15 protein-coding genes are annotated in these 18,717 nt (G+C 46.8%); 14 read left to right on the forward strand and 1 reads right to left on the reverse strand.

The features are described 5' to 3' along the window. The first annotated feature begins 13 nt into the window (after positions 1 to 13). From JOD21_RS17675 to JOD21_RS17700, 6 genes are all read left to right on the forward strand, one after another. Positions 14 to 1,153, forward strand: a complete 1,140-nt coding sequence (locus JOD21_RS17675) for an acyl-CoA dehydrogenase (RefSeq protein ID WP_204730842.1) — start codon at positions 14 to 16, stop codon at positions 1,151 to 1,153. Positions 1,154 to 1,645: 492 nt separating this feature from the next. Beyond that, a complete protein-coding gene (locus tag JOD21_RS17680; protein ID WP_380269547.1) occupies positions 1,646 to 2,236 on the forward strand; it encodes a TetR/AcrR family transcriptional regulator in 591 nt (196 codons plus the stop codon). Positions 2,237 to 2,238: 2 nt separating this feature from the next. Continuing rightward, positions 2,239 to 5,499, forward strand: coding sequence for a fused isobutyryl-CoA mutase/GTPase IcmF (gene icmF / locus JOD21_RS17685; protein WP_239581679.1), 3,261 nt, complete (start codon positions 2,239 to 2,241; stop codon positions 5,497 to 5,499). 776 nt (positions 5,500 to 6,275) lie between these two features. Then, positions 6,276 to 6,809, forward strand: a complete 534-nt coding sequence (rpoE, locus tag JOD21_RS17690; protein WP_204730844.1) for a DNA-directed RNA polymerase subunit delta — start codon at positions 6,276 to 6,278, stop codon at positions 6,807 to 6,809. A 416-nt stretch (positions 6,810 to 7,225) separates the two neighbouring features. Beyond that, a complete protein-coding gene (locus JOD21_RS17695; RefSeq protein WP_204730845.1) occupies positions 7,226 to 8,824 on the forward strand; it encodes a CTP synthase in 1,599 nt (532 codons plus the stop codon). A gap of 113 nt (positions 8,825 to 8,937) precedes the next feature. Then, on the forward strand, positions 8,938 to 9,471 hold the full coding sequence (locus JOD21_RS17700; protein WP_204730846.1) for a hypothetical protein: 534 nt from the start codon (positions 8,938 to 8,940) through the stop codon (positions 9,469 to 9,471). A gap of 49 nt (positions 9,472 to 9,520) precedes the next feature. Here JOD21_RS17700 and JOD21_RS17705 read toward each other — a convergent pair whose 3' ends face one another. Then, a complete protein-coding gene (locus JOD21_RS17705) occupies positions 9,521 to 10,039 on the reverse strand; it encodes a DUF2529 family protein (protein WP_204730847.1) in 519 nt (172 codons plus the stop codon). Between the two features lie 212 nt (positions 10,040 to 10,251). On the opposite strand from JOD21_RS17705, the gene JOD21_RS17710 reads away from it, so the two are divergent. The 8 genes from JOD21_RS17710 (at position 10,252) to JOD21_RS17745 (ending at position 18,461) form a co-directional block, all read left to right on the forward strand. Beyond that, a complete protein-coding gene (locus JOD21_RS17710) occupies positions 10,252 to 10,611 on the forward strand; it encodes a response regulator (protein ID WP_380269542.1) in 360 nt (119 codons plus the stop codon). A 125-nt stretch (positions 10,612 to 10,736) separates the two neighbouring features. Next, a complete protein-coding gene (locus JOD21_RS17715) occupies positions 10,737 to 11,594 on the forward strand; it encodes a class II fructose-bisphosphate aldolase (RefSeq protein WP_041123489.1) in 858 nt (285 codons plus the stop codon). Between the two features lie 516 nt (positions 11,595 to 12,110). Then, complete coding sequence (gene fsa / locus JOD21_RS17720) at positions 12,111 to 12,755, forward strand: fructose-6-phosphate aldolase (protein WP_204730849.1); 645 nt, start codon at positions 12,111 to 12,113, stop codon at positions 12,753 to 12,755. Positions 12,756 to 12,841: 86 nt separating this feature from the next. After that, a complete protein-coding gene (locus tag JOD21_RS17725) occupies positions 12,842 to 14,128 on the forward strand; it encodes a UDP-N-acetylglucosamine 1-carboxyvinyltransferase (protein ID WP_204730850.1) in 1,287 nt (428 codons plus the stop codon). Positions 14,129 to 14,202: 74 nt separating this feature from the next. Further along, positions 14,203 to 15,165 carry a class II fructose-bisphosphatase gene (glpX, locus tag JOD21_RS17730; RefSeq protein ID WP_041123485.1) on the forward strand — a complete coding sequence of 321 codons (963 nt, stop codon included), beginning with the start codon at positions 14,203 to 14,205 and terminating at the stop codon, positions 15,163 to 15,165. 429 nt (positions 15,166 to 15,594) lie between these two features. Continuing rightward, positions 15,595 to 16,869, forward strand: a complete 1,275-nt coding sequence (gene rho, locus JOD21_RS17735; protein ID WP_204730851.1) for a transcription termination factor Rho — start codon at positions 15,595 to 15,597, stop codon at positions 16,867 to 16,869. Positions 16,870 to 17,259: 390 nt separating this feature from the next. Next, on the forward strand, positions 17,260 to 17,460 hold the full coding sequence (rpmE, locus tag JOD21_RS17740; protein ID WP_041123483.1) for a 50S ribosomal protein L31: 201 nt from the start codon (positions 17,260 to 17,262) through the stop codon (positions 17,458 to 17,460). Between the two features lie 398 nt (positions 17,461 to 17,858). After that, the gene (locus tag JOD21_RS17745; protein WP_204730852.1) at positions 17,859 to 18,461 is read left to right on the forward strand and encodes a thymidine kinase; all 603 of its coding nucleotides are present in this window, start codon (positions 17,859 to 17,861) and stop codon (positions 18,459 to 18,461) included. The last annotated feature ends 256 nt before the right edge of the window (positions 18,462 to 18,717 follow it).

Below are 18,717 nucleotides of genomic sequence, written 5' to 3' on the forward strand. Positions count from 1 at the left end.
GGGGAAGCTCAATATGAATTTTAAGTTAACTGAAGAACATGAAATGATCCGTAAAATGGTACGCGACTTTGCAGAAAAGGATGTTGCACCAACAGCTGCTGAGCGTGATGAAGAAGAACGCTTTGACCGTGGAATTTTTGACAAAATGGCTGAGTTTGGCCTCACTGGTATACCATGGCCTGAAGAATACGGCGGCATCGGAAGCGACTACCTTGCATACGTGATTGCAGTTGAAGAACTGTCACGCGTCTGTGCATCAACAGGCGTAACGCTATCAGCTCACCTGTCACTGGCGAGCTGGCCGATTTTCAAATTCGGAACCGAAGAACAGAAGAAGCACTACCTGACAAAGCTCGCGCAGGGTGAAATGCTTGGTGCATACGGACTGTCTGAGCCGGGCGCAGGATCTGACGTATCGTCAATGAAGACAAAAGCTGTGAAAAACGGTGATCATTATGTACTGAACGGTTCAAAAGTATGGATCACAAACGGTGGCGCAGCAGAACTGTATATCATTTTCGCAGTAACTGACCCTGAAGCCGGCACGCTCGGAATGAGTGCATTTATCGTTGAAAAAGGCTGGGAAGGCTTCTCAATCGGCAAGAAAGAGAAGAAGCTCGGCATTCGTTCATCACCAACCACTGAACTGATCTTTGACAATGTAAAAGTACCGGCTGAAAACCTTTTAGGCAAAGAAGGAGAAGGCTTTAAGATTGCGATGATGACACTTGACGGCGGTCGTAACGGAATCGCAGCACAGGCAGTCGGAATTGCACAGGGCGCACTTGATGCATCAGTTGAATATGCAAAAGGACGCGAGCAGTTCGGAAAATCAATCCTTGCCAACCAGGGCGTATCCTTCAAAATCGCAGATATGGCAACAGGTATTGAAGCATCACGCCTGCTGACATACCAGGCTGCATGGCTTGAGTCTGAAGGTCTGCCATACGGAAAAGAATCAGCGATGTCGAAGCTGATGGCTGGAGATACAGCAATGAAAGTTACTGTCGAAGCAGTCCAGATCTTCGGCGGCTACGGCTACACGAAGGACTACCCTGTTGAACGCTACATGCGCGACGCAAAAATCACCCAGATCTACGAAGGCACCCAGGAAATCCAGCGCCTTGTCATTGGCCGTATGGTGACGAAGTAAGGATATTTTCTTGGAGACTCGCTTTTGATCTCCGCGGGAGGACCTCGCTTTCCGCGGACGAACGTCCGAGCCTCCTCGGGCAGAAAAACGCTGCCCTGCGGGGTCTCGCCCGATCGTTTTTCCGCAGGAGTCTCGGCCCTCCCGCTGCGATCAACGCTTTATTTTTACTCTGATACAAGATATACCTTTTGAATTGAAGATTTATATTAGCCTGTCAGATTAGAAATAATATGTGAGTTCAAAGCGTTGATTGGAGCGTAAGGGGGCGACTCCAGCGGGATAAGTCGGACAGGTGAGACCCCGCAAGCGCCCTGCGCTGAGGAGGCTCACCGCCGGCCCCGCGGAAAGCGTCCCCCTGAAGCGGAAATCATAAGCGGTTCGAATAGACTTTACCCCTCAGCCAATGGAGCGTCAGAATGTGAAAGGTGGCGGATGCGATTGGAGAATAAAAGGGAAGTGCAATCCTCAGTAAAAGACGAGCGGCTGATTGAAATGCGCCGCGACCAGATGATCAAAGGAGCCGTATCGCTATTCAAACAAAAAGGCTTTCACCGCACCACAACACGTGAGATCGCAAAAGCCTCAGGTTTCAGCATCGGTACCCTTTACGAATATATCAGAACAAAAGAAGACGTCCTCTACCTCGTCTGTGACAGAATCTATGATGAGGTACGCACGCGTCTTCACGGAATGGAACTTGACGGCGGCACGCTGCAGGCACTCTCACGCGGCATTGCACACTATTTTAAAGTAGTGGATGGGATGCAGGATGAAGTGCTTGTCATGTATCAGGAAGCGAAGTCGCTTTCTAAAGATGCCTTGCCGTATGTACTTAAAAAAGAGCTCGAAATGACTGAGATGTTTGAAACGCTGATTCAGAAATGTGTCGATGAAGGTGAGCTTGTGATGGGGCGCGACGAAATTCATCTGCTTGCACAGAACATTTTTGTCCAGGGACAGATGTGGGCGTTCAGAAGATGGGCGCTGCGTGAATATAACATTGATCAGTACACGGAGAAACAGACTGAACTGCTGCTAAAGGGTGTCAGGGGATACCAGGCAGCGGCGAACAAGGGGGAATAAACATGGCAGTGAATGAACCAGTGATCTACAAGCCGAAAAATCCGGTTCGATTTGTAACAGCATCGAGCCTGTTTGACGGACATGATGCATCCATCAATATTATGAGAAGAATTCTGCAGGCAAGTGGTGCGGAAGTAATTCACCTCGGCCATAACCGCTCAGTGGAAGAAGTCGTAAACGCGGCAATCCAGGAAGACGTTCAGGGAATTGCCATCTCTTCTTACCAGGGCGGACACGTTGAGTATTTTAAATACATGTATGACCTGCTGAATGAACGCGGTGCGCCGCATATTAAGATTTACGGCGGTGGTGGCGGTGTGATTATCCCGCGTGAAATTAAAGAACTTCACGCATACGGGATTGCACGCATCTTCTCACCGGAAGACGGTCGTACGAACGGGCTGCAGGGTATGATCAACAGAATGCTTGAAGAGTGTGATTATGCAACGGTTGAAAAGGAAATGAAGCATGAAATCAGTGAGCTGACATCAGGTGATATTCCGGTTGTCTCAAAGTTTATCTCGCTTGCTGAATACCGGATGAAGGATGACAGCGACGTCTGGCAGAACATTATGGACCAGGTGAAAGCGGAAGAGAAACATGCGCCTGTCATCGGTATTACAGGTACGGGCGGAGCTGGTAAGAGCTCGCTTACAGATGAACTGATTCGCCGTTTTATTAATGAAATTCCAGATAAAAAAGTAGCAATTCTCTCCATTGACCCGACGAAGCAGAAAACGGGCGGTGCGCTTTTAGGTGACAGAATCCGTATGAATGCGATCTTCTCTGACCGCGTATTTATGAGAAGTCTTGCAACGCGCGGATCGAAAAGTGAGCTATCGCTTGCAATCCGTGATGCAATTTCTGTTGTAAAAGCAGCAGGCTATGACATGGTGATCGTTGAGACGAGCGGAATCGGGCAGGGCGATGCTGAAATTGCTGAGATCTCAGACATTTCAATGTATGTGATGACGAGTGAGTTCGGTGCCCCTTCACAGCTTGAAAAAATCGATATGATTGATTACGCAGACCTTGTTGTGATCAACAAATACGAGCGTAAAGGCTCTGAGGATGCAAAGCGCCAGGTCCAGAAGCAGTACCAGCGCAGCCGCATGCTGTTCGATCAGGACCTTGATGAGATGCCTGTGTTCGGTACAATTGCTTCACAATTCAACGATGCAGGAACGAATGCTCTTTTCGCAGCGCTCATTGAGAAGGTAAATAATAAAGTGCAGACTGAATGGTCAACTGCATTTTCCAAAAAAGCTGAAGTGGAAAAGCAGAATGTGATTATTCCGAATGACCGCCGCTATTACCTGCGTGAGATCTCGGAAACTGTTCGCCGCTACCACAAAACTGCTGAGGAGCAGACAAAGCTTGCGCGGCGCTTCTTCCAGATTGAAGGCAGTATCGAAGCTGCAAAAGAAGCAGGAGAAGACGAGACAGCGGGCGTCCTTGAAACGATGAAAGAAACAGCCTGGGAGCAGCTATCAGCAGAGTCTAAAAAAATTCTTGAAAACTGGCCGCAGCTGAAAGAATTGTATGCACAGGACCAATTCACCACAAAAATCCGCGACAAGGAAATCGTCACAGAGCTGAAGACAACAAGTCTGTCAGGCCTGTCGATTCCAAAAGTTGCCCTGCCGAAGTTTGAAGACTACGGTGAGATTCTGAAATGGGTATACAAGGAAAACGTTCCGGGATCATTCCCATATACAGCAGGCGTATTTCCGTTCAAACGTAAAGGTGAAGATCCGAAGCGTCAGTTTGCCGGCGAAGGAACGCCTGAACGTACGAATCGCCGTTTCCACTACCTCTCAAAAGATGATGATGCAAAGCGCCTGAGTACAGCATTTGACTCTGTGACACTTTACGGAGAAGATCCGGATCATCGTCCTGATATTTACGGAAAAGTCGGGGAGAGCGGCGTCAGCATCTGTACACTAGAAGATATGAAAAAGCTGTATGCCGGATTTGATCTGTGCGCACCTTCAACGTCAGTGTCTATGACGATCAACGGCCCTGCGCCAATCATTCTTGCTATGTTCATGAACACAGCAGTGGATCAGCAGGTGAAAGCGCGAGAGGAAGAACTCGGCCGCACGCTTTCTATGGAAGAATTCACTGACGTGCGCGAGCAGACGCTCCAGGTTGTCCGCGGTACTGTTCAGGCTGATATTTTAAAAGAAGATCAGGGACAGAATACGTGTATCTTCTCAACAGAATTCGCACTGCGCATGATGGGTGATATCCAGCAGTACTTTATCGACCATAAAGTGCGCAACTATTATTCTGTATCGATTTCCGGTTATCATATTGCTGAAGCAGGTGCGAACCCGATTTCACAGCTGGCATTTACACTTGCCAACGGCTTTACGTATGTAGAATATTACTTAAGCCGCGGCATGGATATTAACGACTTTGCACCTAACCTGTCATTCTTCTTCTCAAATGGACTCGATCCTGAATACACAGTGATCGGCCGAGTAGCAAGACGCATCTGGTCAACAGTCATGAGAGATAAGTACGGTGCAAACGAACGAAGCCAGAAACTGAAGTATCACATTCAGACATCAGGCCGTTCACTTCACGCACAGGAAATAGATTTTAATGATATCCGTACGACGCTGCAGGCATTAATGGCGCTGCAGGATAACTGTAACTCGCTTCATACCAACGCATATGATGAAGCGATCACAACGCCGACAGAAGAATCTGTCCGCCGCGCAATGGCGATTCAGATGATCATTACAAAAGAGCACGGCTTAAGCAAAAACGAAAATCCGCTCCAGGGTGCATTCATCGTTGAAGAGCTGACAGACCTTGTAGAAGAAATGGTCCTTCAGGAATTCGAACGCATCAATGACCGCGGCGGCGTACTTGGCGCAATGGAAACGCAGTACCAGCGCGGAAAAATTCAGGAAGAATCCATGCACTATGAAATGAAGAAGCATACAGGCGAGCTTCCGATCATCGGTGTGAACACATATCTGAATCCAAATCCGCCTTCAGAAGAACAGATGGACAGCATGGAACTTGCACGTGCGACAAAGGATGAGAAGGAAACGCAGATCACCAACCTTCAGAACTTCCAGCAATCGCACGCTGACACAACAGAAGAAGCATTGAACAGACTGAAAGAAACAGCAGTCTCAGGAGGAAATCTCTTCGCCGAGCTGATGGAAACGGTAAAAGTTGCCTCACTCGGTCAAATCACACATGCTTTATATGAAGTCGGTGGACAGTACCGCCGCAATATGTAATATTAATTTCCCGTTAAAACTGCCGGATTACTACCCGGCAGTTTTCTTTTTGTACTATAATTAGGACATAAGACATCTGACCAGGACGTGATCTAGTGAAAAAACTGCTAATCCTCAGCGCATCGATCCTGCTCGTTGCAGGGCTGACCATGTACATGTACAGCCGCATGGTCGGAGCCGTCCCATTTCTGCTCCTTGCTGCCCTGTTCTACTGGCTTGCGTGGCGCGAAACTAAAAGAGGCCGTATAAAGAATTCCTAAAAAACAATAGTAACTATGGCATTCTCCTCAAAACTTTGGTTATAATGGAACATATGCCTTGAGCTAAATTCATTTATGTACTTTATAAGAGGATCGTTGATTTCCGCTGCAGGCGGACGCTTTCCGGACGGAGGTTGCTGAGCCTCCTCGCCTTCGGCTGTGGGGTCTCAGCTTCCCTCTAATCGTCCCGGAGTCGCCGCCTTCCGCTTCAATCAACTAAGTGCAAAATAGCACGTATGAACTTTTCTAAAGTATTTTAAATGAAATTCTATACAAAGTTGCTGCAGTTAATTTGTGTTAAAAAAACATCTGTCTGTTTTAATCCGCCTCAGCTGTCCCTTGTAGTGGGGGACGGAGACTCCCGCCCCAGGAAGGGACAGGTGAGACCCCGCAAGGCGAAGCCTGAGGAGGCTCACCGCCCGGGGGCAGGAAAGCGAAGTCCCCCACGGAAAGGGACAGCGGTGTGGAAGATTAACTTCTGACAGCAACACCACCCAACCCAAAGGAGTGCATAGCATGGAACTTAAAAACCGCTCAGTAGAAGATCTACGTGAATATTCATTTATAGAAATCGCACACCAGCTCCTCGTTGATAACCACAACTCAATGACATTCAACGACATGGTCGAAGAATGGAGCAGACTGCTTGGTGTAACCGATAAAGAAGCACGTAAAAGAATCGTTCAGTTCTACACAGACCTGAACATGGACGGCCGCTTCATCTACCTTGATTCAGACAAAGGCTGGGGCCTGCGTTCATGGTACCCGCTTGATCAGGTAGAAGACGAGCAGGTAACAAGTGAAATCCAGACAACAAAGAAAAAGAAAACAAAAGCAAAGTCTAAGAAGAAGAAAAAAGCTGAAGAAGACCTGGACTTTGACAACCTGGATGACGAAGAAGACGACCTTGTCTATGACGAAATCGATGACGAAGTTGAAGATGTAGAAGACATCGACGGCGAAGAGTTTGAAGATGATGTAGACTTCGATGACCTGGACGACGATGACGAAGATGATGATGAAGATGAGGACGATGACGACAAGTTATAAATCGTCAGTCTTTTCCGCCATTTAATTCGTTCTTGATTTTTTAAAATTTGATGGTAGTATTTTATTTGGGCTCCCTTTAAAGGGATCAATCGCAAATATCCGCGCTCCCTTGCGTTTTACACGCAGGAGGGGCGCTTTTTATTTTTTATAAAACTCTTTTTAACCGCATTGAATGATGTATACAAAGAGTTATTTTTTAATTCACGCATGAATGATTGGCGTTATAAGGTTTTATCTTATACACAGAGTTGATCGGAGCGGAAGGGGGCGACTCCAGCAGGAGAAGTCGGACAGGTGAGACCCCGCAAGGCGAAGCCTGAGGAGGCTCACCGCCGGCCCTGCGGAAAGCGTCCCCCTGAAGCGCAGATCAACGGTTATCTTTAACAACACCCGCAAACCCGAAAGGAGAAATATACATGTCAACAAAATATATTTTCGTCACTGGTGGAGTCGTATCTTCACTCGGTAAAGGAATCACAGCAGCATCACTTGGACGCCTTTTAAAAAACAGAGGCCTGAACGTAACCATCCAAAAATTCGACCCGTACATTAACGTAGACCCTGGAACAATGAGTCCGTACCAGCACGGTGAAGTATTCGTTACAGATGACGGCGCAGAGACTGACCTTGACCTTGGTCACTATGAGCGTTTTATCGACATCAACCTGAACAAATACAGCAACGTTACAACCGGTAAGATCTACTCAACCGTTCTGAAAAAAGAGCGCCGCGGTGACTATCTTGGCGGAACTGTACAGGTTATCCCGCACATCACAAACGAGCTGAAAGAGCGTGTTTTCCGTGCAGGCCGTGAAACAAATGCAGATGTCGTGATTACTGAAATCGGGGGAACAGTAGGGGACATTGAATCTCTTCCATTCCTTGAAGCGATCCGTCAGATCAAGAGCGATGTTGGCCGTGAAAACGTGATGTACGTGCACTGTACACTTGTTCCATACATCAAAGCTGCCGGTGAAATGAAGACAAAACCGACACAGCACAGTGTAAAAGAGCTTCGCAGCCTTGGTATTCAGCCGAATATCATTGTCCTGCGTACGGAAAACCCGATCTCTCAGGACATGAAAGACAAAATTGCATTATTCTGTGACATCGATGAAAAGTCAGTCATCGAAGCAACAGATGCAGATACACTTTACGCTGTACCGCTAGCACTTCAGGCACAAAACATGGACCAGATCGTCTGCGATCATTTCAAATTAGATGCACCGCAGCCTGAAATGACAGAGTGGAATGAACTTGTGGACCGCGTCCGTAATCTGAAGGAGAAAACAACAATTGCGCTTGTCGGTAAATATGTTGAGCTTCAGGATGCATACATCTCAGTAGTGGAATCGCTGCGCCATGCAGGCTACAGCTTTGACGCTGACGTGGAAGTGAAATGGCTGAACTCTGAAACGATTACACGTGAAAATGTGGAACAGGAACTTGGAGACGTTGACGGTATTTTAGTACCTGGCGGATTCGGTGACCGCGCAATTGAAGGTAAGATCGAAGCGATCCGTTATGCGCGTGAGACAAAGACACCATTCCTAGGAATCTGCCTGGGCATGCAGCTTGCAAGCGTTGAGTTCGCACGTAACGTACTTGGTATGGAAGGCGCGCACTCAGCTGAGATCAACCCAACGACCCCATATCCTGTCATCGACCTTCTTCCTGAGCAAAAAGATATTGAAGACCTTGGCGGTACGCTTCGTCTTGGCCTGTATCCATGTAAACTCACAGAAGGCACAAAAGCATTCGAAGCATATGACAACGAAGTCGTATACGAGCGTCACCGTCACCGCTTTGAGTTCAACAACCAGTACCGCGAGAAAATGGAAGACGCAGGATTCCTATTCTCAGGTACAAGCCCTGACGGCCGCCTTGTAGAAATCATTGAACTTGCTGACCACCCGTGGTTCGTGGCGTCCCAGTTCCACCCGGAATTCACATCACGACCAACACGCCCTCAGCCACTGTTCAGAGACTTTATTGAAGCAACAATGAAGAAATAATAGTTGACGAACCCCCGCTGTGCAATTTGGCGGGGGTTTTTTAAATCCTTTTGCATCAAAAATAGCTTCAGTGATGACGCGCAGATATAATGACCTAAAGGAGGTGGATCCAGATGAAAAAGCTGTACCAATGGTCAAATTGGAAAACCTGGTTGGTCTCTCTTATTATTTTTGCAGCATTTTTAGGATTCATTTTACCGAATGAAGCGGCAGAATCATCGCGCGTTACTGGAACCTCTGAATCACCGGACAGCTCATTTTTCTATACACCTGAAACACTCTTTTCCATTGCGGAAATTTATGGGGAAGAAGGAAGAGCGTATTATGTCCGGGCACGTTATACATTTGATATCATATGGCCGATCGCTTATTTCTTGTTTTTAACTACAACACTGGGCATTCTTTTCAAACCAATTCAGCGATCTAAATGGAGATACGCTATTTTATTTCCGTTATCCGGTCTGGTTTTTGATTATCTTGAAAATCTCAGTACTTCTCTCGTAATGAGCTTTTACCCGGAACGGCTTGATATTTTCGCAACCGTTGCGCCGGTCTTTACTGCTGTTAAATGGACCAGTATCTATGCAAGTTTTGCACTCATTCCAATAGGCATCATCGTGTTTTTCATTAACCGGAAAAAGTCATGACAACAAATGAAAAAAGTTCCTACCCGAAATAGAGTAGGAACTTCACGCATTAATAATCCTCCAAAATCTCATCAAGCACAAACTTCACACCATGATACAGATACAGTGCGGCCATAAGAGACGGAAAGCCAAAACGTCCGCCAGTTTCATCAGGGAGCATGCCGCGAACAGTCTGGGTGTTCAGGAAGGAGTCTGCTTTTTCTGCGAGGTCACTTTCAGCATCTTTTACTTTGCCGGCAATGACGGCAAACGGAATCTCAGCTTCAGTAAGCTTCTCAGCAAATGCAAGCGCCTGCGGGTCAGTGGATCTCCGGGTGACAAGCAGCACGCGGTCTGCAACTGTCAGTGCATCAGCATCCTGCAGCTCGCGAACGCCCTCAAGCGGTTCCTCACCCTGCAGCGCTTCAGCTGTAATCCCGGCCATTTCGCCAAAACCTTTTATATAAATCGAACCGTCACCCACTGTTGCCTGGGCAAGCAGACGGGCTGCATTTTCGATCTCCATTTCTTCTTTAGACTGCAGTCTGCCGAATAATCCGGTCAGCTGCGTTGTAAACATTTTCAGCATCTAAATCATCCTCTCAAAATCATACTCCAGCCAAATGTCGAAAAAGCGCACACGATTTCTTCATATATAGGAAGGAACTCATTCTTTTGTGTTGAATGTACCATAAGTAGCGCTCATTGAGAAACCATCCTTTTTCCTCTATGATAAAGAAGTGTACATAGAAATACGAACAATTGGGGTTGTGAGGGAATGACAAAGAAGAGGTGTATAACGTGGAGAAAATACTGATTGTAGATGATCAATTCGGGATACGTATTCTGCTCAATGAAATTCTTGAAAAAGAGGGGTATCAGACTTTTCAGGCGGCGAACGGACCGGAAGCACTGTCGCTTTTAACAGAAGCGCCGGATCTTGTCCTGCTTGATATGAAGATTCCTGGTATGGATGGGATCGAGATTTTGCGCAAAATGAAAGAGGAAGATCCTGATATTAAGGTGATCATTATGACAGCCTATGGTGAACTCGGCATGATACAGGAAGCAGAGGCTCTGGGAGCGCTTACACACATTGCGAAGCCTTTTGACATTCAGGATATAAGAAACCTTGTCAAAGAGCATGCAGGGGTAAAATAACGCATCTTAATTTGAAAAGATAAGTTGCCGGCATGGTAAAATCCTTAAACGTTTGGTATGATACTAGAGAAAATGGTTGTACATTAGCGTACGTGATGCCGTTTATTTAAAGGAGGAAACAAATTATGCCATTAGTATCAATGACAGATATGCTGAACAAAGCGAAGGATGGGGGCTATGCAGTAGGTCAGTTCAACCTGAATAACCTTGAGTTTACACAGGCGATTCTTCAGGCTGCTGAAGAAGAAAAATCACCTGTTATTCTTGGTGTTTCTGAAGGTGCTGCCCGCTACATGAGCGGATTTACAACTGTGGTAAAAATGGTTGAAGGTCTACTTGAAGACTTAAACATTACTGTACCAGTAGCAATTCACCTTGACCACGGATCAAGCTTTGACAAGTGTAAAGAAGCAATCGATGCAGGTTTCACATCTGTAATGATTGACGCTTCTCACGGTCCTTTCGAAGAGAACGTGGAAGTAACTTCTAAAGTTGTTGAATATGCACACGCTAAAGGCGTTTCAGTAGAAGCTGAGCTTGGCGTAGTAGGCGGCCAGGAAGATGACGTGGTTGCAGATGGCGTGATTTATGCAGATCCTAAAGAATGTAAAGAACTTGTAGAACGCACAGGTATCGACACACTTGCACCGGCACTTGGATCAGTTCACGGCCCTTACAAAGGCGAACCGAACCTTGGATTCAAGGAAATGGAGCAAATCGGTAACGAAGCAGGCGTACCAATCGTTCTTCACGGTGGAACAGGCATTCCGACAAAAGATATCCAAAAGGCGATCTCTTACGGAACAGCTAAAATCAACGTGAACACAGAAAACCAAATTGCATCAGCTAAGAAAGTACGTGAAGTACTTGCTGCTGACTCAGAAGTATATGATCCACGTAAATATCTTGGACCAGCGCGTGAAGTGATTAAGGAAACAGTAATCGGTAAAATGCGCGAATTCGGTTCATCTAGCAAAGCGTAAATTTGTCACTCGGTTTCAAGGGGTAGAAATTGAGTCATATCAAAGAGGCTGGCTCACAAACAGGCAGGCTGCTTATTCACCAATAAGCGGCCCAACCGTTTTTTGAGTCAGCTTTTTTTGAAGACTTATATAACCGGAATTGACCGGTGTTCCGAGCGGATGCTTTCCGCGGGGACGGCGGTAAGCCTCCTCGACGCTATGCGTCTGCGGGGTCTCACCTGTCCGTCTGCTCCCGCTGGAGTCACCGCCCTCCACACCGGCCAATTCCTTTATATGCAGGACAAAAATATTTGAAGTTAAAACACACTTTTCTTAGTTATTAGTCACACAAAGTTGATCGGAGTGGAAGGCGGCGACTCCGGGACGATTAGAGGGAAGCTGAGACCCCGCAGCCGAAGGCGAGGAGGTCTTATGGAGCCACAAAACGGCTCACCCAGGAAAGCGTCCGCCTGAAGCGCAGATCAACGGTTATTATAGTAAGCACAAACCAAATACATAACAAAGGATGGGATCATATTGAAATTTTTCATTGATACAGCAAATATGGATGAGATTAAAGAAGCACACAGCTGGGGGATTATTGACGGCGTTACGACAAATCCGTCTCTTGTTGCAAAGGAAGGTATTTCATTCCACGAACGGCTGAAAGAAATCACCTCATTAGTAGACGGTTCAGTCAGTGCTGAAGTGATTTCTCTTGATGCAGAAGGCATGATCAGAGAAGGAAAAGAGCTGGCTGCAATCGCACCGAATATCACCGTTAAAGTCCCCATGACACCAGATGGACTGAAGGCAACGGCTGCATTTGCTAAAGAAGGCATTAAAACAAATGTCACGCTGATTTTCAGTGCGAACCAGGCGCTGATGGCAGCGCGCGCAGGTGCATCTTATGTATCACCGTTCCTTGGCAGACTTGATGACATCGGACATGACGGAATGGATCTGATCAGCACGATTTCTGAAATGTTCATTATGCATGACATTAAATCAGAAATTATCGCAGCATCAATCCGTCATCCAATGCATGTCACTCAGGCAGCGCTGAACGGGGCACATATTGCTACATGCCCATCAAAGGTGTTGCACCAATTATTTAAACACCCACTAACGGAAGCAGGAATTGAAGCGTTTCTAAATGACTGGAATAATCGTAAATCATAAAAATCCCTGCTTCCTTCGCACATGATTCAGCTCGAAATACACATGATAAAAAGACATAAAGCTGGTTCGGAAGGAGCTTTCAAGTAATGGAGAAACTAAAAATTGAAGGGGGCAATCCCCTTAGAGGAAACATCAAAGTCAGCGGTGCAAAAAACAGTGCAGTGGCATTGATTCCTGCGACAATTCTCGCAGACACACCGACTGTCATTGAAGGTTTACCTGATATATCAGATGTTCATACGTTAAAAGCACTGCTTGAGGAAATTGGCGGAAGTGTTGAATTCGAAGATGGCGAAATGCGCGTAAATCCTGAAGGTATGGTGGCAATGCCATTACCGAACGGGCGTGTGAAAAAGCTTCGTGCCTCTTATTACCTGATGGGTGCAATGCTTGGTAAGTTCAAAAAAGCGGCAATCGGACTGCCTGGTGGCTGCTATCTGGGCCCGCGTCCAATTGATCAGCATATTAAGGGCTTTGAAGCGCTTGGTGCCACTGTTACAAATGAGCAGGGTGCGTTATACCTTCGTGCTGACGAATTAAAAGGTGCCCGTATTTATTTAGATGTCGTCAGTGTAGGGGCAACGATCAATATTATGCTGGCAGCTGTCAGAGCGAAGGGTCAGACAATTATTGAAAATGCTGCAAAGGAGCCTGAAATTATTGATGTAGCCACACTCTTAAGCAATATGGGTGCGAATATCAAAGGCGCAGGGACCAACGTGATCCGGATTGAAGGTGTTGATGAACTTCACGGTACGCGCCATACAATCATTCCTGACAGAATCGAAGCAGGAACCTTTATGATTTTAGCAGCGGCAGCAGGAGAAGGTGTGACAATTAATAATGTCATCCCGCTCCATGTCGAATCACTGATTGCCAAGCTGCGTGAGATGGGTGTGCCTGTAGAAGTGGGCGATGAGGATGTCTATATCGGAAAGTCGGAGAACCTGAAATCGATTGATATTCAGACGCTCGTTTACCCGGGATTCCCAACAGATCTGCAGCAGCCGATGACGTCACTCATGACCAAAATCCATGGCACTGCGATGGTGACAGATACGATTTACTCAGCGCGCTTTAAGCATATTGATGAGCTGAAGCGGATGAATGCGAATATTAAAACTGAAGGTCGTGCAGCGATTGTCTACGGTCCATCCGTCCTTCAGGGAGCACGTGTGAAAGCATCTGACCTGAGAGCGGGTGCAGCGCTTGTAATTGCCGGACTGATGGCAGAAGGTATTACTGAAGTGACTGGTCTTGAACATATTGACCGCGGCTACAGTGATCTGATTGAAAAGCTTTCAGGACTCGGAGCGGTGATTTGGCGTGAAGAAATGTCAGCTGAAGAGCTTGAGCAGGTAAATAACGCATAGTCCTTAAATAGTATGTCATATTGAAAAATAATGTGTTATACTGATTCATGACAAATCATGAGGGGATGATGGACATGGAACGCAGTTTATCAATGGAGCTTGTACGTGTAACAGAAGCAGCCGCTTTATCGTCAGCAAGATGGATGGGACGCGGATTAAAAAATGAAGCAGATGACGCAGCTACAACTGCGATGCGTGACGTATTCGACACCATCCCGATGAAGGGTACAGTGGTGATCGGTGAAGGCGAAATGGATGAAGCGCCAATGCTTTATATTGGTGAAAAGCTTGGTACAGGATACGGTCCCCGTCTGGACGTGGCAGTAGATCCATTAGAAGGCACGAATATTGTTGCTTCAGGCGGCTGGAACGCACTTGCGGTCCTTGCCGTTGCAGACCACGGAAATCTGCTGAATGCACCGGATATGTATATGGATAAAATTGCAGTTGGGCCGGAAGCGGTCGGCTGTATCGATATCAATGCACCGGTCATTGATAATCTCAGAGCAGTAGCGAAAGCCAAGAATAAAGATATTGAAGATGTAGTAGCCACGATTTTGAACCGTGACCGCCACGCAAAAATTATCGAAGAACTGCGTGCGGCTGGTGCACGGATTAAGCTGATTGGTGACGGCGACGTGGCAGGTGCGATTAACACGGCATTTGATACGACTGGTGTCGACATTCTTTTTGGATCAGGCGGAGCTCCTGAAGGCGTAATTGCTGCAGTGGGTCTGAAGTGCCTTGGCGGTGAAATCCAGGGTCGTTTACTTCCGCAAAACGAAGAAGAAGCAGAACGCTGCAAGGCGATGAATATTGACGTCAGCCAGGTGCTGCGCATGGAAGACCTCGTTCGCGGCGATGACGCAATCTTCGCAGCAACAGGCGTGACAGACGGCGAATTGTTAAAAGGCGTACAGTTCAAAGCTACATACGGGGAGACTGACTCGCTCGTTATGCGCGCGAAATCAGGCACAGTCCGTTTTATCAAAGGAACACACAGCCTGAAGAAAAAGCCGAATCTTGTCATGAAGTAACATCCGAAAAGCTCCGGGACAAACCGCTCGGAGTTTTTTCTTCTGGTTAGAACTTTAATAACCTTTGTTCTGTCGATTTCGTAATTTTTCACGTAGGTGGGCACTTATAGACTGATTCTGAGCGTTGATTGTAGTGTAAGGCGGTGACTCCAGCGGGATAAAACGGACAGGTGAGACCCCGCAGGCAAAGCCGAGGAGGCTCACTGCCGTTCCCGCGGAAAGCACCGCCTGAAGCGGAAATCATAAGCGGTTCTAGAGAGTCATCAAGACAGTTATTTTCACCATTGATTGTCTGTATAAATAAGAGTAGAATAATGAATGACTTCAGCTACACAACCTCTATTTCAACAAGCTATCCTCACAAACAACATTCAAGCACAATAGATTCGCTGAAGAAGCATTTAAAAAAACAGAAGTGTGGTGTCCTTAATGGAAGAATTAAAAATGTCGTCACTCGACAATATGAAATTAAAAGAATTATATGAGCTTGCTAAAGAGTACCGTGTATCTTATTACAGCAAGCTGACGAAGAAAGAACTGATTTTTGCAATCCTGAAATCACGTGCAGAACAGGAAGGTTTCTTCTTCATGGAAGGCGTTCTTGAAGTCATCCAGTCAGAAGGTTTCGGCTTCCTGCGCCCGATCAACTATTCTCCAAGCTCAGAGGATATTTATATCTCTGCTTCACAAATCCGCCGCTTTGACCTGCGTAATGGTGACAAAGTTTCAGGGAAAGTAAGACCGCCAAAAGAAAATGAGCGTTACTTTGGACTCCTTCACGTTGAAGCAGTGAATGGTGATGATCCTGAAACGTCAAAAGAGCGCGTGCATTTTCCTGCCCTGACACCGCTGTATCCGGACCGCCAGATCAAGCTTGAAAACCAGTCGCGTCAGCTTTCAACACGCATCATGGACCTGGTTTCACCTGTTGGGTTTGGTCAGCGTGGACTAATCGTTGCCCCGCCAAAAGCAGGTAAGACGATGCTGATAAAAGAAATCGCCAATTCCGTTACGACAAATCATCCTGAAGCGGAACTGATTGTCCTGCTGATTGATGAGCGTCCTGAGGAAGTAACAGATATCGAACGTTCTGTTAATGCTGATGTTGTCAGCTCAACATTTGATGAAGTGCCTGAAAATCATATTAAAGTAGCAGAACTTGTACTTGAACGTGCGATGAGACTTGTTGAGCACAAGCGTGACGTTGTCATCCTGATGGACAGTATTACACGTCTTGCACGTGCCTATAACCTTGTCATCCCGCCAAGCGGCCGTACCCTTTCAGGTGGTATCGATCCGGCTGCATTCCACCGTCCGAAACGATTCTTCGGTGCTGCCCGTAATATCGAAGAAGGCGGAAGCTTAACGATTCTTGCGACTGCGCTTGTTGATACAGGCTCACGTATGGATGAAGTGATCTATGAGGAATTCAAAGGGACAGGCAACATGGAGCTTCACCTTGACCGCAGCATGGCTGAGCGCCGGATCTTCCCTGCAATCGATGTCCGCCGCAGCGGAACGCGTAAAGAAGAGCTGCTTGTACCAAAAGATCACCTTGATAAGCTATGGGCAATCCGCCGCGCACTGTCAGATTCACATGACTTCGGCGAGCGCCTGATCCGCAAGATCCGCCAGACAAAAACGAATCAGGAATTCTTTGAAAACCTGACAGAAGAAATGAAGACGAGCGGCCGTAAGTCATAACTTTTCTAACAGAACCGCGCCTCCTTTCCGTGCAGGACTACGGTTTACTGCACTCCAAGGAGGCGCTAAGTGATGGTAAAGTGCTTTAAGTTTATTATTAAACTCAGGTTGGTCGGAGCGGAAGGCGGGGACTCCGGAACGATAAGCGGGACAGCTGAGACCCCACAGCGCGAAGCGCGAGGAGGCTCAGCGACCGCCGTCCGGAAAGCCTCCGCCTGAAGCGCAGACCGACCGTTCTCATATACCAAACATTTTTCAAATACCATGTTGCCTCACAACATTCAGCCTGCTATAATGTAAGCAGTGTGCTTGAAAGTTATCTGGCACCATGCTAGTATGTAAGATACTTACTCTGTTCCAGATGGTTCAGGGCGGAAGGAGATGACTGAGATGAAAACTGATATTCATCCAAATTACAAAGCTGCAAAGGTATCATGCACTTGCGGTAATGAGTTTGAAACAGGTTCTGTTAAGGAAGACATTCGTATTGAGGTATGCTCAGAATGCCATCCATTCTACACAGGACGTCAGAAGTTCGCAGCAGCGGACGGCCGTGTTGATCGCTTCAACAAAAAATACGGTCTTAAGTAATTTTCGTAAATCAAAACAGGCGAGAATCAAATTCTTGCCTGTTTTTTTACGGTTAATTTCGCCAAATAAGGGAATAAAACAACAAACCTACTCAAATCGCCTCTTGAATGAAGAGGTGTTTTTCAATAGACTTAGATTATATTGCAGATGAAAAATTTGTATAAAAATGCTTTTATATATTTGATTGATTTAACAAAAACAGCTGGCTCTTGGAGTGGGGGGACGCAGACTCCCGCCCCAGGAAGGGACAGGTGAGACCCCGGAAGCGAAGCTGAGGAGGCTCACCGCCCGGGGGCAGGAAAGCGGAGGCCCCCAACGGAAAGAGACAGCGGCTTTTAAAAGGATAAAAAACTTTTACATAAGCTTACTGCTATTGAACCAAAGGAGCTGAAGGAAACGTGTATGTAATGAAACAGACGGGCTGGGTGGAAGTGATTTGCGGAAGTATGTTCTCCGGAAAATCAGAAGAATTAATCAGACGTGTCAGACGCGCACAATTTGCAAGACAACATATCCTCGTATTCAAACCAAAACTCGATGACCGCTACAGCGAAGAAGCCATCGTATCCCATAATGGTGCGTCAGTCATCGCGGTACCTGTTGACCATTCATCAGAAATCCTCGATCAGGTAACTGAAAAAGCTGATCTGATTGCAATCGATGAAGTCCAGTTTTTTGATGAAGAAGTTGTGGACGTTGTCACGCAGCTTGCAGATAAAGGATTCCGCGTCATCACAGCCGGTCTGGATCAGGATTTCAGAGGAGAGCCATTTGGTCCTGTACCACGCCTGATGTCACTTGCAGAACAGGTGACAAAGCTTCAGGCTGTTTGTGCAGTTTGCGGGTCACCTGCAAGCAGAACACAGCGCCTGATCGAAGGACGTCCGGCAGGCTACGACGATCCGGTCATCCTTGTTGGTGCATCAGAAGCTTACGAGCCACGCTGCCGCCATCACCACGAAGTCCCAACAGGCGTAACCGTTTCTACCGAAAAAGCATAACCTGCTGATAGAATAGAGAATCATTTTCTTCATATGCCGATTGGAGAGAATGGTTCTCTTTTTAAGGCATATGGCTTAAAAGTGAAAATTAAGGATGATGGCAACGTAAGGCGGGGACTCCGGGACGATAAGCGGGACAGCTGAGACCCCACAGGCGAAGCCGAGTTATCATGAACAAAACTAGCTCCTTATTCGTACATTCGTAGGTTAACTGGGTATAAGAAAGTAAGAAACCATCAAACCCAATCAGAGCTAT

It is taken from the genome of Jeotgalibacillus terrae (assembly GCF_016908195.1).
Taxonomy (GTDB): Bacteria; Bacillota; Bacilli; order Bacillales; family Jeotgalibacillaceae; genus Jeotgalibacillus; species Jeotgalibacillus terrae.